This is a genomic window from Winogradskyella sp. 266wxhm (assembly GCF_058964685.1).
In genome coordinates this window covers 3,628,217-3,643,832 of the sequence record NZ_CM179559.1, presented here as the reverse complement: position 1 = coordinate 3,643,832, position 15,616 = coordinate 3,628,217, and the positions used below count along the sequence as shown (strand labels likewise).

Sequence of the window (15,616 nt, the reverse complement as noted above, 5' to 3'; positions counted from 1 at the left end):
TGTATTTAATCAATAAATGAAAGAATTTTATTACTCCTTAAATTGATAATATCCACATTTTAGATAAGCACCTTCAGGAAAGGACACAGGATGGTCTATATCGTGCTTGGTCTTTAGAATAGTTTCATACAACCTTAATTGAGCATTTAAGGTATGTGTATTAATATCAAAAAAGGTTTGTGCAGTCACTCGTGACGAACAAGATGCCAAAACCAATAGGCCTTTTTTTGCTGTAAGTTGCACACCTAATTCTGCCAGTTGTGCATATTTTTTCTTTGCTAACTCAACTTCTGATTGTTGTTTGGCAAAACTTGGTGGGTCTATAACTACAACGTCGTACGTAATACCTTTAGAGATTAAATTTTTCATCTCTTCAAAAGCATCACCAGAAATGGTTTTATGTTGTCCAGAATATTCATTAAGCTTTCCGTTTTCTCTGGCAATATCTAAAGCTTGTTTACTGATATCTAAACTCGTGACTTCTTTGGCACCATTAGCCAAAGCATGTACTGAGAATCCACCTGCATAAGAAAACACATCTAAAACCGTTTTTCCTTTACTCAACTCACCTACTCTTTTTCTATTAGCTCTGTGATCTAAGAAGTAACCCGTTTTATGACCTTTAATGACATTAGCAGAAAAATTAACCCCATGCTCTACAAACTTCACCACCTCATTATCTAAAGTACCAAAAATGACATCTCCATCATTTAAGGAATGGTTTGTACTGTTTTCCAAACTTCTGCTCAAACGTATTACAATGGTTTTTGCACTAGAAACTTGCTGTAAACTGTTTAAAATAGGCTCTAAATAAGGCAACCAAATTTCTGAATACAATTTTACGACTAGAACAGTATCATAAACATCAGCAATCAACCCAGGAAAACCATCATTCTCACCAAATAATAGTCTATAACTATTTGTGTTTGTCTGTAGCAATTCTTCCCGTTTATCAAAAGCGGCTTCTATTTTCTGATGAAAAAACTCAGCATTTATTTCTGCTTTTGTAGACGCATCATGGATGATTTTGATTCGTATTGGTGATTTTGCATCATACAATCCAATACCAACGACCTTATTTTTATTCTTACTAAAAATGATAGCTAAATCACCTGTTTTGGCATCATCATTAATCTTTACGATACTATTGGAAAACACCCAAGGATGACCTTTTACTACAAATTGTTCTCCTTTAGCATTGAGTTTCACTGCTAAACGTTTGGGTTGAAACTTAGGTTTTATATGAGTTGAGAATTGCATTAATAAAAATTAAAGCCACAAAGTTAAAGGTTTATTTAATCAAAAAACGCAATCAAATTAATGATTGCGTTCTCGAAAGTTTATTTTTTCTTTTAATTACATTCTTGTAAAGGTAGTAATTACATTTACTGTATTAATAATTGAATAACCTGGTTGTGACAAATCAGTTTCTTGATTTAATTCTAATACTAAACTAGTGTCTGTAAGCTCTAAAATTGTACCTTGAGAAGACACACCATTATTAGTTATAGTAAGTTGATTCCCTTCTTGTGTCCAAGTACCATCTTCTAAAAACTCTAAATTTTCAATATTATCGACTTGTGTTTGACCTAGTGTAGTCGTAGTTAACTCTACACTATACGATCCTTCTGAAACTAATTCATTAGGGTTTTCCGTAAAAGTTAAGGTATAATCAACATCATAAGCCTCACCTACGAAGTCGGATGTTACTGTTTGTCCACCAGCCTCAGTTACTGTATCACCATAATAATCAACGTCAACACCAACCCAAGTTCCTAGAATATCTCCAGAAATGTTACTAGAAGAATCACTATCATCACTAGAACAAGATGTTAGAACAAATAAGTAGGCAACAAACAATAAGCTTAATTTTTTCATTTTTTTTGAGTTTTTTGTTAAAGTTTGTAAAAATAGATTATTTTTCTTACAAAACAAGCTTTAACGGATAAAGTAACTCGCTGGAATATTAGTTATTAAAACCAAATATGAGCAACATTTACAACAAATAAAAAAAACGCAATCAAATTAATGATTGCGTTTTAGTATTATTGAAATTCTGAAACAGTACTTCTACAAACTCAGTGTGACATTTCAAAATGACTATTTATTACTTGACTTCTTCGAAATCTACGTCTTCAACATCACTTTCATCAGAAGCTTGTCCTTTTGCACCTGCACCTGCATCTGTTGGTCCGGCTTGTGGTTCACCTTGACCTTGAGCTTCTGCTTGTGCTTTGTACATTTCTTCACTTGCTACTTTCCAAGCTTCATTGATTTTCTCTAAAGCAGGATCGATAACAGCGATATCTTTTGTTTCGTAAGCTTTCTTCAATTCAGCTAAAGCTTCTTCTATTGGCTTTTTCTTATCATCAGATAATTTATCACCAAATTCTTCTAACTGTTTTTCAGTTTGGAAAATCATTCCATCTGCCTGATTTAATTTATCAGCAGTTTCTTTTGCTTTAGCATCTGCATCAGCATTTGCTTCTGCTTCAGCTTTCATTTTTTGGATTTCCTCTTCTGTTAATCCAGATGATGCTTCAATTCTAATATCTTGTTTTTTACCAGTTGCTTTATCTTCAGCAGATACTTTGATGATACCGTTTGCATCAATATCAAAAGTTACTTCAATCTGAGGAGTTCCTCTTCTTGCTGGTGGAATACCATCTAAGTGGAAACGACCAATTGTTTTGTTATCTGCTGCCATTGGACGCTCACCTTGCAATACGTGAATCTCTACCGATGGCTGATTGTCTGCTGCTGTTGAGAATACTTGCGATTTCTTAGTTGGAATCGTAGTATTAGCTTCAATCAACTTTGTCATTACATTACCCATAGTTTCAATACCAAGTGATAATGGTGTTACGTCTAATAAAAGAACGTCTTTTACATCACCAGTTAAAACTCCACCTTGGATACCAGCACCTAGAGATACAACTTCATCAGGATTTACACCTTTACTTGGTGCTTTTCCGAAGAATTTCTCAACTGCTGCTTGTACTGCAGGAATACGCGTAGAACCACCAACTAAGATAATCTCGTCGATATCACTCTTAGATAAACCAGCTGCTTTTAATGCAGACTCACATGGCTCAATAGTACGTTTTACTAAATCGTCAATTAATTGCTCAAATTTAGAACGTGTTAATGTACGTACCAAGTGCTTTGGTCCACTAGCAGTAGCTGTTACGTAAGGTAAGTTGATTTCTGTTTGTGCAGAAGATGATAATTCAATCTTTGCTTTTTCAGCAGCTTCTTTAAGACGTTGTAAAGCCATTGGGTCTTTACGTAAGTCCATATCTTCGTCTGCAATAAACTCTTCAGCTAACCAATCGATGATTCTTTCATCAACATCATCACCACCTAAGTGCGTGTCACCATCTGTAGCTAATACTTCAAATACACCATCACCAAGCTCAAGGATAGAAACATCATGTGTACCACCACCAAAGTCAAAAACAACAATTTTTTGATCTGATGATTTTTTATCTAATCCGTAAGCTAAAGCCGCTGCTGTTGGCTCGTTAATAATACGCTCTACTTTAAGACCTGCAATTTCACCTGCTTCTTTAGTAGCTTGTCTCTGTGCATCGTTAAAATACGCAGGAACCGTAATAACTGCTCTAGTAACATCAGCTCCTAAATAGTCTTCAGCCGTTTTCTTCATTTTTTGAAGAATCATAGCTGATAATTCTTGAGGTGTATATAAACGACCATCAATATCTACTCTTGGAGTATCGTTATCACCTTTTACCACTTTATATGGTACGCGTTCTGCCTCTTTCTTAGATTCAGAATATTTATTACCCATAAAACGCTTTATAGAATAAACCGTTTTAGTTGGGTTAGTTACTGCTTGTCTTTTTGCTGGATCACCAACTTTAATTTCACCGCCTTCAACAAAAGCGATAACTGAAGGAGTTGTTCTTTTTCCTTCAGCGTTTGGGATTACAACTGGCTCATTACCTTCCATTACAGAAACGCAAGAGTTGGTTGTACCTAAATCAATTCCTATAATCTTACTCATAATTAATATGTATGTTTTGTTGTGTTATTAAATTTTAAACTCGATTTGTATTAGTCAATGATTATGCCATGACAAAAAATATGACATGATGTCACATAGAAAATTTAAATTAATTTTTCGTTTAACAGTTTTTGGTACATGCTTTGATATAATAGAAGTACTTTAGTATTATTAATTAAAACTTTTTACCATGAAAAAAATAACCTTTCTACTATTATCACTTACTTTTATACTAACGGCTTGTGAAGGTGATCCAGGCCCTCCAGGACCTCCTGGTTCAAGTGGACAAAATGGTGTCAACTTTGTAGGGCAATCCTTTGAGGTGAATTTAGACTTCACTTCTTCAAATAACTATGCTGAAACTGTTGAAATTCCATTAGATATTGATTTATATGAATCTGATATGGTTTTAGTATATAGACTTGTAGATGTGGTGGACGGCTATGACGTTTGGAAATCACTTCCAGAGACCGTTTATGTAAATGACACTGAAGAATTTCAGTATAATTTTGAACACAACTTTGACTTTGTAACTATTTTTATTGAATCTCATCCTACATTTGACTATAATTTAGTCTTGGATGACGAAAGAATAAACCAGATCTTTAGAGTTGTAGTTTTACCTGTTGATTTAATAAACAGTAACGATATTGACATTAACAATTATGGTGAAGTTATGAATTATGTGGAATAATCAATAACTTTAAAATTATATAGCAAAAAGTCCGAAAATAATTTTCGGACTTTTTGTTTTTAAGATTATGCTTTGAACAAACAACTCATATCTTTGTCATAACTAAATCGATTATTGAATGGAATGTATTTCTGTTTTTGATATGCTTAAAATTGGTGTAGGACCATCTAGTTCGCACACTTTAGGACCTTGGCGTGCTGCAGAACGCTGGATTACAGAATTAAAGGATAAAAAGCGTTTTGAAAAAGTAGAAAAAATCACAGTAGATCTTTATGGATCTTTATCCTTAACAGGAAAAGGCCACGCTACCGACTTAGCTGTTCTTTTAGGCTTAACAGGTGCAGACCCAGAACGTATTCCTGTTGATACTATAGACGTTATAATTGCTTCTATCAAGAATACAAATACACTAATGTTTAATAATGAAAGACCTTTGTTTTTCGATTTTAAAACAGACATTAAATTCAACCGGAAATTTTTACCGTTTCACGCTAACGGTATATCATTTTCTGCATTAATTAATGGTAGAAATTACAAATCTACCTACTACTCTATTGGCGGTGGTTTTGTGGTACAGGAAGAACGAAAAGTTTCCAAAGCCAATAAAATTATCTTCTATTGTACATTTCCTTATCCAACATCTTACGGAGATGAATTGTTGAAATTTTGTCACCAGCTTAGTTTGCCTATTTCAGGTGTAGTATTGGAAAATGAAAAATCTATTAGAGATGAAGATAACATAGATTTTGAACTAAAACGTATTTGGGATACTATGCTAGAGTGTATGTATCTTGGTTGCCATACCGAAGGTAATTTACCTGGCGGACTTAATGTGCGTCGTCGTGCTTTTGACATGCACAAAAATTTAATTGGTGACTTTACTTACGAAAGTCCACAAGAATGGTTAAAAACCATCCGAAAAACTGAAGTTAAGTTTAGGCAAATCCTAAAATGGGTAAGCTGTTTTGCACTGGCTGTTAATGAAGTTAATGCTTCTCTTGGACGCGTAGTAACAGCACCAACTAACGGTAGTGCTGGTGTTATTCCTGCTGTGTTAATGTATTATATGGTGATTGAAAATCATGAAGCTGATTTTGAACACATCAAAAAATTCTTGTTAGTTGCAGGAGAAATTGGCAGTATTTTTAAGAAAGGAGCAACTATAAGTGCTGCCATGGGAGGTTGTCAGGCCGAAATTGGTGTATCTTCAGCTATGGCTGCTGGTGCACTTTGTGAATTGTTAGGTGGTACACCAGAGCAAGTCTTAGTAGCTGCTGAAATTGCTATGGAACATCATTTAGGTTTAACTTGCGATCCTATTGGTGGTTTGGTACAAATTCCTTGTATAGAACGTAACTCTATGGGAGCCATAAAAGCTATCAATGCCGCTGAACTAGCTTTAGATACTGACCCAAACAACGTAAAAGTACCTTTAGATAAGGTTGTAAATACGATGTGGGAAACCGCTAAGGATATGAATACTAAATACAAGGAAACCTCTGAAGGTGGATTGGCTGTTGGTGTTCATTTGAGTGATTGTTAGACCCATCCTAACCTTCCCAAAGGGAAGGAACTCTAACTCGAATGTTTTTTGGAATTTGGAATTTAGTTTTTGGAACTTTATTTACAACCTTCTCTTCGTCTAGTATCTACTAAATAAATAATCTTCCAGCTATCACCTTCTTTCATTAGCTGAAAGGAATTCACTCCACAATGACTCATCTTTCCTTGATACCAAAATTCATATGGTGTCCATACATTTGCCATATTTCCATCAACTTGAACATTAAAGTCTAGAAGCTTCTCCTCAAAAGTTCTGTCTTTTGGAATACTGGCTATATTTTTCAAAAATTGACCATATTTACTTTCGTTTAAAATTGATTTACCTTCTTTATCAACAGAGATAGATTGCAATCTTACATCTCCTTTAGTCATGGCTCTTAAAGCTATAGTATCTTGTTTATGAAAAGCTTCAAAGAATTTTACGACAGCTTGTTTGGCAGCTTTTTCTTCGGGATTTTGCGCCTGTAGAGATAAAACGAATAGAAAAGAAAAAATTAATAGTAACTGTTTCATAATTATTGGAATATTAGTTCAAATTAAAGATTTGATAGTATTTAGCACTTAAAGTAAAGAAAAGTTTATTAAATCTCAGTATTTTTACATTTCAATAATAAAAACACAATGTCAACAGCAAAAAAAGAATATAAAAGAATCACTGTAAAGAGCCTAGTAGAAATGAAATCTAGAGGCGAAAAGATATCAATGCTAACAGCTTATGACTACACTATGGCAAAAATAGTTGATGGTGCTGGTGTTGATGTTATCCTTGTTGGTGATTCTGCCAGTAATGTTATGGCTGGTCACGAAACCACACTACCGATTACTTTAGATCAAATGATCTATCATGCTTCATCCGTAGTTAGAGCTATAGACAGATCTCTCGTCGTTGTAGATTTACCTTTTGGAACTTACCAGAGTGACCCTAAAGAAGCTCTACGTTCAGCCATCAGGATAATGAAAGAGTCTGGCGGACATGCCGTAAAAATTGAAGGTGGAAAAGAGATTAAAGAATCATTGAAACGAATCTTACATGCTGGAATTCCTGTGATGGGGCATTTAGGTCTAACACCACAATCCATTTACAAATTTGGCACATATACTGTTAGAGCAAAAGAAGAAGAGGAAGCCAAAAAGCTTAAAGAAGATGCTTTAATGCTAGAAAAAGCAGGTTGTTTTGCTATTGTTCTTGAAAAAATTCCTGCTAAGCTTGCAAAAGAAGTTGCTGAAAGTGTATCAATTCCTATCATTGGTATTGGTGCTGGTGATGGTGTAGACGGACAAGTTTTGGTTCTTCATGATATGGTTGGTATGACACATGAATTTAACCCAAGATTTTTACGTCGTTATATGAATCTTTTTGACGATATGACCAAAGCTATTGGTCAATATGTTGAGGATGTGAAAATTCAGGATTTTCCAAACAAGAATGAACAGTATTAAATTAGACTAATTAGATCATTAGACTAGTTAGAAGCTTTAGACATGATTATATTGTTAGACTGTTAGATTTTTAGACTAAGTAGATTGCTTTTTTAAACTAAATTAATTTCTATGGCTCATAAATTTAAAGAACTTCAAATATGGCAAAGAAGTAGAGCTTTCTGTTCTGTAATCTACAAATTAACAGCTGACTTCCCTGAAACAGAAAAATTTGGTTTAGTTAATCAATTGAGAAGAGCATCAGTTTCTATTCCTTCAAATATAGCCGAGGGCTCATCAAGATCTTCTAATAAAGATTTTACGCGATTCTTAACCATATCAATAGGTTCTGCTTACGAAATAGAAACGCAGTTATTAATTGCTTATGATTTAAAATTTATCTCAGAGCAAGAGTTAAAGGAAGTAATCAATGACTTAAATGAAATTATAAAAATGATTTCAAAATTTAAATCCTCTCTAAAAACCTAAAATGTCTAAGAAGTCTAAACGATCTAACAAATCTAACTTACAAGTCCTATACGAGGACAACCACATTATAGTAGTCAACAAACGTGCTGGTGATATTGTACAAGGAGATAAAACTGGAGACAAGCCTTTAAGTGAAGTTGTTAAGTCTTATTTAAAAGACAAGTATAACAAACCTGGCAACGTGTATCTTGGAGTTGTACATCGACTAGACAGACCTACAACAGGCATTGTTTTATTCTCCAAAACCAGTAAGGCATTACCAAGATTAAATAAACTTTTCTCAGAAAAATCTGCTAAAAAAACCTATTGGGCACTTGTGAAAAATGAACCTCCAAAAACTGAAGATCAGCTCATTCATTGGCTGCGCAAAAATCCAAAGAATAATAAATCTACAGCCTTTCCTAATGAAGTTGATAATAGTAAAAAGGCTATTCTAAAATATAAGGTATTAAAAAAGCTTGACAACTTTTATTTACTAGAAGTAGATTTAGAAACTGGTAGACATCATCAAATTAGAGTACAACTATCATCCATTGGCTGCCCAATAAAAGGTGATTTAAAATATGGTTTTGATAGAAGTAATAAAGATGCCAGTATAAGCTTACATGCTAGAACCCTAGAGTTTATACATCCAGTAAAAAAAGAAGCTCTCAAGATTATTGCTCCTGTTCCTCAAGACGCATTATGGCAAGCCTGTGAACATTAAACCTAACGATAAGGATACAAAATATGTAGACTTGTCCCTTGTTCTAATTGAGATTTTAGTTCCAGTTTAGCATTAATGAGCTCGGCTCTTTTATGAATATTAATTAAACCAGAGCCTTTCTCTGCTTTATTGATATCAAAGCCAACTCCATCATCTTTTATGTTAATTGATAGCTCTTGTTCGTTATAATTCAAAAGAACATCTATATGCTCTGCTTGTGCATACTTGAGTGTGTTAGAAAAAAACTCTTGTATCATTCTAAACAAAATGATTTGATCTTTTTTGTTTTCAAAATTCTCATCGCAACCAGAAATTTTCAACTCTACTTCTATTAATCCCGATTTATTTAGTCTTTCTACTTCATTTTGCAAAACAGACTCAAAACTAAGCGTACTCAACACATCATTATTCAATGATTTTGATAATGAACGTACGGCAGCTAAAGATTCTTTCAAGCTATCAGAAGCATTGCTGACTTTTGATTTCACTTCATCTGGTACAGCTTTAGCCACAGCATTCATCTGCATAGTTGAAAAAGCTAATAGCTGCCCAATATTGTCATGCAGTTCTCTACCAACATTTTTAAGGGTTTCTTCTTGAATTTCTTGCTGAGTTAAGAGAAGTTCTTCATCAAACTTTTTTTGTTGCTCAATATTTTCAAGTAATAATTGGTTTTTTCGTTTTTGAAAAGTTACAAAAAAAGTTACAAAAACAACAACAATAATTAAAACAAAAAAGACAACATAGACAATCAATGCAATCTCCTCTTCTGTTATTCTTTTTTGAATTGAATTGTATATAAAAAAGCAAATGTAAAGCATGAATATAAAAACGTATTAACTATTAACATGTACGTGTATCTAAACTCAACAAAACTTTTGTTAACTTCATAAAAGTAAGTATCAAAAGTAAACAAAGGTGATGTACTTAAAAAAAATAGAAGTAAACCTGAACTTATATAAAAGTTAGGCAACTTATAAAAGAATAGTACTTTATTACTACTCAGCAGTTCTTTGTAGTATAAAATAACAAAAATAAGAACAGTAAATGTTGCCAATAAAAAATCATAAGGTATTGATTTCTCAAAGAAAGTACCACTAATTAAAAAATATAAAATAGTAAAAGTAGCATATAGAAGTATTATGGCTTTAATGATTATTTTTGAAGATTGACTTTCAATTATCCTCAAATAAAACTTTCCAAAAATAATAATACTAACAAAATCATATATACTGTACAACCAAGTATTAGTGCATATCACACTGTTTTTTAGCCATATATACCAATAATAATCGTAGTTATTACGTAATAAATACGCATACATTCCTAAAGTCTCTACGAATACCACAAACCACAGATACCAAATGAATATTCTCATTTGACTATCTTTGGTTCTTAAATAGTAGTAAGTTCCCGCAAGAGCAGCTATTAATTCCACAATGTGTATAGCTACTATAGAAATAGGCATTTAAATTTTTATTTACTGTGGATAATTAGCTTCTGGAGGAACACCTTCACTTCCATGATTCAATCCATCACCACCATCAATATCTTCGCCTTTTCCACCTCCACCTTGAGCGATAGGTATCGTAGAGCCTTCAGACATATTTTTCACCCCAGTTGGCACAAAAAACATTGTCATTAGTCCTGGACCTTCCTCAGTATCTGGATACGCACCTGCATATAGCCTAAGTCCATCTAAAGTGTAACCTAATTCAGATGCTTGATTTTTTGCATACTCTATATAGGATTCTATCTCTTCAATAGAGTACCAAGAAGATCTGTTATCTGGCGTATCTATTAACGAATCACTTATTAAAGTATGCCTACTATTATAAGCTTGATCTAATTTTTTGATTTGTTCTGGACTAATTAATCCTTTTGGATCTGTCATTGTTTCTGAATTTTCAATAGGGTTTAAAAATAAATAGGTTGCTAAAATACCTATAGCAAGACCAAAAATAAAGAGCAAAACTTTTTTCATAAGAGTAGTATTAATCAATTAATAGCTTTCCAATTTATTGATTTTTATGCTTATAAAAAACTTTTAAATTTATTTTCTTACAAAACTATACTTTTAATCTAAATCTAAGTTGTGCTCCTGTATTTTTTTGACTCAAAATATTTATAGCCTTTTCTGTTAATTGCAAAACCCTTGGATAACCTCCTGTTGTCTGACAATCTCTCATTAACACCAACAAAGTTCCAGAAGGAGTTAGCTGAACTGTGCCAGGTAAAACTGGAGACGTTAAAATCTGATCTAAATTATTTCTACCTAGACTTTTTAGCTGATATGCCATTCTATCATGAATTGAAACCTTAAATTCAGAATTAAGTAACGACTCTTGAAGATTTGGCGAAAGTTTATCAAATTCAGGTCCTTTAAAAGTCTCTAAAACGTTATGAAACAGCATAGATTCATCATACTTTACAGAAGCATGTTTAGCTGAGTCTTTATGTGAGAATGGCATAAATTTGATTGTTTCATGATCTTTCAAATTTGAATCTCGAGTAATTCCTTTGTACATACTTTTGCTTTTGAGAACTTCTTCACTTTGAAAACCATTTTTTATAGCTAAATAAGTTCTCAATCCTGATTGAAGCCTTCCAAAGGTTAATATATCTCCTGTTTTCACTGATAAGACCGAATCCATTTCAACCTCAACATTATTGATTTTAGGCGATATATTTGCACCGGAAAGAACAATTGCCGTAGGCTCTTGAAATAATAACTTTGGACCAATCATCGTCATCTCCATAACCGCACAATTAGCATCATTACCCAAAAGTGAATTTGCAAACTTAGCAGAATAGGAATCCATAGCACCAGAAATTGGCACTCCATATTCCCTAAAACCAAACCTACTAATATCCTGTATTGAAGTGTAAAATCCTGCTTTTAATATTTTAAGCATCCTAAACTGATTTTAAGAAAAAACTTTCAGATTTTACTTTTTGCTCTAATTCCGAATATTCAATTAAATCAACAGATTTAAATCTAACCTTATCTCCAGCAGAAATAAAACACGGAGGATTCATTTTGGCATCAAATAAATCGATTGGTGTTTTACCTATAATATGCCAACCGCCTGGACTGTTTTGTGGGTAGATTCCTGTTTGCATTCCTCCAATAGCAACCGACCCTTTTTTTATATTGAGGTTTGGTGTTGATTTACGATTAAAATGTAGCTTTGAATTAAGTCCTCCCAAGTATAAAAAGCCAGGTAAAAAACCAATAAAATAAACCGTATAAATAGCTTCTGAGTGCAACTTAACTATTTCTGATTTTGTTAGTTTTTTTCGCATTGAAAATTCACTTAAATCAATACCAAATTCATCATCGTAACATACAGGGATCTCCCACAATTTAGCTTTTGCTATTTCATTTCTTAAATGACGATTTTTAAGTGATTTTAGCTTTAAAATTTCATCATTGAAATTATCTATAGTAAAATTATAAAATATTAATATTGAGTTATATGTATTTATTATTTCAACTTTTTGTTTAATATAAATCTTTTGAAGTCGTTCTTTATAACTAAGTATACTTTTTAAAATATTTTCATCAATAAATGATGGCCATTCAATAAGAATTGAACGCTCATTATAAAGTGAAAATTTCAAATCGTAATTCATAAATCACTAACGAATTTTGATATTCTTTTTTGGCAATTCCTCATTTAAAAAACGTAAAATTTCTAGAGCGTTTTCAGTATCTCCATGAACGCAAAACGTTGATGCCTTTAATGACACCTCTGCCCCATTTACAGTCTTTACTTTTTCATGGTTTTTCATATATAATATATGGTTCAAAACTTCAACCTTATCAGAGATAACAGCATCGTTATTTTGCCGAGACACCAAGGATAAATCATCATTATAATTCCTATCCGCAAAAGCCTCAAAAACCACTTCTATATTTTCCTGTTTTGCTACTCGTGCTAATTCGGAATTAAAAGGAGCATATATCGATAATGACAACTCTAAACGCTTTACAACCTCAACAATTACTTTTGCCGTTTTTTCATCCTTAGCCGCAAGATTATATAAAGCTCCATGAGGTTTAACATGATGTAATTGAGCTTTTTCTTTCTGAAGCACACTCTGCAAACTTCTAATTTGCGCTTTCAAACTATTGTACAAGTCTGTAGATGACAATTTCATTATAGCCCTTCCAAAGTTTTCTTTATCAGGAAACGAAAGATGTGCGCCAATTTTTACATAATGCTTATTTGCTAAGCGCATAACTTCAGTCATAGTCTCTATATCTCCTGCGTGACCACCACAAGCAATATTGCATGAGGATAAAAAAGGCATTAAACCAGCTTCATTACCTAATCCCTCTCCTACATCTGCATTTATATCAATAGTTTTTGAATTCATATAACATTAAAAACACTTAATATTCCTTTCATTCCCAAAAATATAGTAATAAACAAAATAATGACACCTAATAGATTTTGAACTTTTGAGTTTTTATAAGCACCTAAAACCGAAGACTTATTCACCACCCACAATAAAAAACCAGCTATGATAGGTAACAACAATCCATTAGCTACTTGAGCAAACTTTATAATCTCTATAGATTTAAAACCTATGGAAGAAAATACCACTCCAAGCAAAACGATAAACATCCAAACCGCTCTAAAAGGTAACGATTTTAAATCGGCTTTCCATCCTAAGCAACCTGTTGCCACATAAGCTGCAGCAAGTGGAGCAGTAATAGAACTTGTAATGCCTGCCGCAAACAAGCCAATGGATAAAAAATATTTAGCATTTACTCCAAAGAGCGGCTCTAAGCCTTTAGCTAAATCTGCTGCGTTTGCAATATCCTCGGTTTGTATTGCTGAAGCAGAAATAATGACACACATAGAAACAATACCTCCTAGCACAACAGCTATAATCGTGTCTTTTCTCGCGAAAGTAATATCACTTTTTGAGTGCCACTTAGTTTTAGATAGCGAGGCATGCAAAAACAAATTATAAGGCACAACGGTTGTACCTATTATTCCGACTATAGTCAAAATGCTCTTTTCAGGAAAATTGGGTAAAACCATATTTTTGAATACGGCTGATAAATTTGGTTTCGTCATTATTGCTGTAATCAAAAATGATAAGCTCATTAAAATCACCATAGCCACCAAGGCTCTCTCAATTACCTTGTAATTGCCCAAGTAAAGCAGCACAAAAGCAACTAAACCAATCAACAATGGTAAAATTTTAAGTTCCAAACCAACGATTGAAACCGAAAGGCTTCCTAATATCGTTTCTAATCCTAAAGCGCCTCCACTGATATTTCCAGCTTCATAAGCTGCATTTCCAACCACAACAGCACTAAGAATCAAAACAACACTAAAGCTTTTTATAATTGGGTTTTTAATCTCTTCTCGAATAACCTCAGACAAACCTTTTTGAGATACTATACCTAATCTCGCCGCCATTTCTTGTAATACTACGGTTGCAAAGATGGATAATACCATTGCCCAAAGCAATGCATAACCAAAATTAACACCTGCCAAAGTGCAAACCGTTACGGTACCTGGACCAATAAAAGCTGCTGCAACTAATGGTCCTGGTCCAATATTTCGGAACCAGTTTTTCATTAGTTTCCTATTGAATTTAAAGCATAAATAGCAAAACTTCCGAGCCAATGACCTCCTTCATAACTATCACCAACAATGCTTGGCAAGGAATAATTAATATGCTTGTTTGCTAAATTTTGAAGATGAGCAAACTCAGGTAAGTCTTTCGCAATATAATTTAAACTCCATGCTCTTGAAAAGTTAACCCCATCTAAATGCACCAATTTCCCATCGGTTCTATCCGAAACTCTACCGACTTCAATATTGAAGCTTTCATCTTTAAGCTCTGGAAGAAAATCGTTTACCCAAGTTAAAAATTCTTCATTTGGTAATACGCGCCTCATTAAAGCAGCTTCCTCTAAACAAGGCGACAAAAAATCAAAACCACTCGGCTCCCATTCCAAAGGACAATCTTGATCTTCTGTATAAAAATCTTTAGCACGTTTTTCTATTAAGTTTTTCAGTTCTACATGATTTACGGCTACCGCATAATCGTAAGCAAAACTTAACCCAAAAGCAGTATTAGGATGCTCTCCTACTCTAATTGGATAATTTAGCTTTGGTAAAAATTCTAAATAACGTTGTATTATTAAATCTGTTAAAGATTGAAGATTTTCTTCTAAAACCTTAGCTTCAGGGTGATTCCAAGTATGTAATTCTTCTGCCAGTTTAAGCAACCAAGCCCAACCATAAGTACGTTCGTATGATGTATTGTGCTTTCCTTGAAAATAAAGAACTTCTTGCTGAATATTTTCTTTTGAAATGTTAGCTAATAATTTTTGAATGACTTCATCACGATTATTCAACTTTGGAAACTCCTTCAACAGTTTTACTAAACTCCAATGCCCATGAACAGCAGAATGCCAATCGAAACAACCATAAAACGCTGGATGCAATTCTTGAGGTGATTTTAAATCCTCATCACTTCCTATAGTCTGCCCTAACTTGTTTGGATATTCAGTATTGATACAGTGAATTGGCAATTGTGCTAAGCGATTGGCTTGCTCCAAATTTAATTTTGGGGATTCAACCTTAGTGATTTTAGTATCAACTTCGATATCCCTTTTTGTTTCATGAGAATTTTGACAATTAAGAAATGTTGATAAAATGAGAATGTAGTAAACGTATTTCATAGG

General features: G+C 33.3%; 17 protein-coding genes. 5 read left to right on the top strand and 12 right to left on the bottom strand.

What is annotated here, in order from left to right; genetic code table 11:
* Positions 1–30: 30 nt before the first annotated feature.
* The 3 genes from AC2H4K_RS16465 to dnaK form a co-directional block, all read right to left on the bottom strand.
* Positions 31–1,260 (bottom strand): class I SAM-dependent rRNA methyltransferase, encoded by a 1,230-nt coding sequence (locus AC2H4K_RS16465; RefSeq protein ID WP_493742628.1) that lies wholly within the window; start codon positions 1,258–1,260, stop codon positions 31–33.
* Positions 1,261–1,356: 96 nt separating this feature from the next.
* Complete coding sequence (locus AC2H4K_RS16460) at positions 1,357–1,878, bottom strand: lipocalin family protein (RefSeq protein ID WP_281139443.1); 522 nt, start codon at positions 1,876–1,878, stop codon at positions 1,357–1,359.
* Between the two features lie 229 nt (positions 1,879–2,107).
* Entirely contained in the window at positions 2,108–4,027 is a 1,920-nt protein-coding gene (gene dnaK, locus AC2H4K_RS16455; protein ID WP_281139444.1) for a molecular chaperone DnaK, read from the bottom strand.
* A gap of 190 nt (positions 4,028–4,217) precedes the next feature.
* Here dnaK and AC2H4K_RS16450 point away from each other — a divergent pair, with 190 nt between their 5' ends.
* Both AC2H4K_RS16450 and AC2H4K_RS16445 read left to right on the top strand, forming a co-directional pair.
* Complete coding sequence (locus tag AC2H4K_RS16450; RefSeq protein ID WP_281139445.1) at positions 4,218–4,721, top strand: dihydrolipoamide dehydrogenase; 504 nt, start codon at positions 4,218–4,220, stop codon at positions 4,719–4,721.
* Between the two features lie 118 nt (positions 4,722–4,839).
* The gene (locus tag AC2H4K_RS16445; protein ID WP_281139446.1) at positions 4,840–6,264 is read left to right on the top strand and encodes an L-serine ammonia-lyase; all 1,425 of its coding nucleotides are present in this window, start codon (positions 4,840–4,842) and stop codon (positions 6,262–6,264) included.
* A gap of 77 nt (positions 6,265–6,341) precedes the next feature.
* Here the strand turns inward: AC2H4K_RS16445 and AC2H4K_RS16440 are convergent, their stop codons facing one another.
* A complete protein-coding gene (locus tag AC2H4K_RS16440) occupies positions 6,342–6,797 on the bottom strand; it encodes a nuclear transport factor 2 family protein (RefSeq protein WP_281139447.1) in 456 nt (151 codons plus the stop codon).
* A gap of 108 nt (positions 6,798–6,905) precedes the next feature.
* Here AC2H4K_RS16440 and panB point away from each other — a divergent pair, with 108 nt between their 5' ends.
* The 3 genes from panB to AC2H4K_RS16425 all read left to right on the top strand — a co-directional run bounded on the left by panB (position 6,906) and on the right by AC2H4K_RS16425 (position 8,898).
* Positions 6,906–7,724: a 3-methyl-2-oxobutanoate hydroxymethyltransferase gene (gene panB / locus AC2H4K_RS16435; protein ID WP_281139448.1), complete on the top strand. Its 819-nt coding sequence runs from the start codon at positions 6,906–6,908 to the stop codon at positions 7,722–7,724.
* Positions 7,725–7,835: 111 nt separating this feature from the next.
* Positions 7,836–8,192 (top strand): four helix bundle protein, encoded by a 357-nt coding sequence (locus tag AC2H4K_RS16430; protein ID WP_281139449.1) that lies wholly within the window; start codon positions 7,836–7,838, stop codon positions 8,190–8,192.
* Between the two features lies 1 nt (position 8,193).
* Positions 8,194–8,898 (top strand): RluA family pseudouridine synthase, encoded by a 705-nt coding sequence (locus AC2H4K_RS16425; RefSeq protein WP_281139450.1) that lies wholly within the window; start codon positions 8,194–8,196, stop codon positions 8,896–8,898.
* A gap of 2 nt (positions 8,899–8,900) precedes the next feature.
* Here the strand turns inward: AC2H4K_RS16425 and AC2H4K_RS16420 are convergent, their stop codons facing one another.
* From AC2H4K_RS16420 to AC2H4K_RS16385, 8 genes are all read right to left on the bottom strand, one after another.
* Complete coding sequence (locus AC2H4K_RS16420) at positions 8,901–9,719, bottom strand: sensor histidine kinase (protein ID WP_281139451.1); 819 nt, start codon at positions 9,717–9,719, stop codon at positions 8,901–8,903.
* Complete coding sequence (locus tag AC2H4K_RS16415; RefSeq protein WP_281139452.1) at positions 9,671–10,366, bottom strand: hypothetical protein; 696 nt, start codon at positions 10,364–10,366, stop codon at positions 9,671–9,673. Before AC2H4K_RS16415 ends, AC2H4K_RS16420 begins: the two co-directional genes overlap by 49 nt.
* A gap of 12 nt (positions 10,367–10,378) precedes the next feature.
* On the bottom strand, positions 10,379–10,882 hold the full coding sequence (locus AC2H4K_RS16410) for a hypothetical protein (RefSeq protein WP_281139453.1): 504 nt from the start codon (positions 10,880–10,882) through the stop codon (positions 10,379–10,381).
* An 85-nt stretch (positions 10,883–10,967) separates the two neighbouring features.
* Positions 10,968–11,813: a 5-oxoprolinase subunit C family protein gene (locus AC2H4K_RS16405; protein WP_281139454.1), complete on the bottom strand. Its 846-nt coding sequence runs from the start codon at positions 11,811–11,813 to the stop codon at positions 10,968–10,970.
* Position 11,814: 1 nt separating this feature from the next.
* Positions 11,815–12,534 carry a 5-oxoprolinase subunit PxpB gene (gene pxpB, locus AC2H4K_RS16400; RefSeq protein WP_281139455.1) on the bottom strand — a complete coding sequence of 240 codons (720 nt, stop codon included), beginning with the start codon at positions 12,532–12,534 and terminating at the stop codon, positions 11,815–11,817.
* A gap of 6 nt (positions 12,535–12,540) precedes the next feature.
* A complete protein-coding gene (gene pxpA, locus AC2H4K_RS16395; protein WP_281139456.1) occupies positions 12,541–13,281 on the bottom strand; it encodes a 5-oxoprolinase subunit PxpA in 741 nt (246 codons plus the stop codon).
* Positions 13,278–14,501, bottom strand: a complete 1,224-nt coding sequence (locus AC2H4K_RS16390; RefSeq protein WP_281139457.1) for an Nramp family divalent metal transporter — start codon at positions 14,499–14,501, stop codon at positions 13,278–13,280. The genes pxpA and AC2H4K_RS16390 overlap by 4 nt, the downstream gene beginning before the upstream one ends.
* Positions 14,501–15,613 carry a DUF2891 domain-containing protein gene (locus AC2H4K_RS16385; RefSeq protein WP_281139458.1) on the bottom strand — a complete coding sequence of 371 codons (1,113 nt, stop codon included), beginning with the start codon at positions 15,611–15,613 and terminating at the stop codon, positions 14,501–14,503. Before AC2H4K_RS16385 ends, AC2H4K_RS16390 begins: the two co-directional genes overlap by 1 nt.
* Positions 15,614–15,616: the final 3 nt, after the last annotated feature.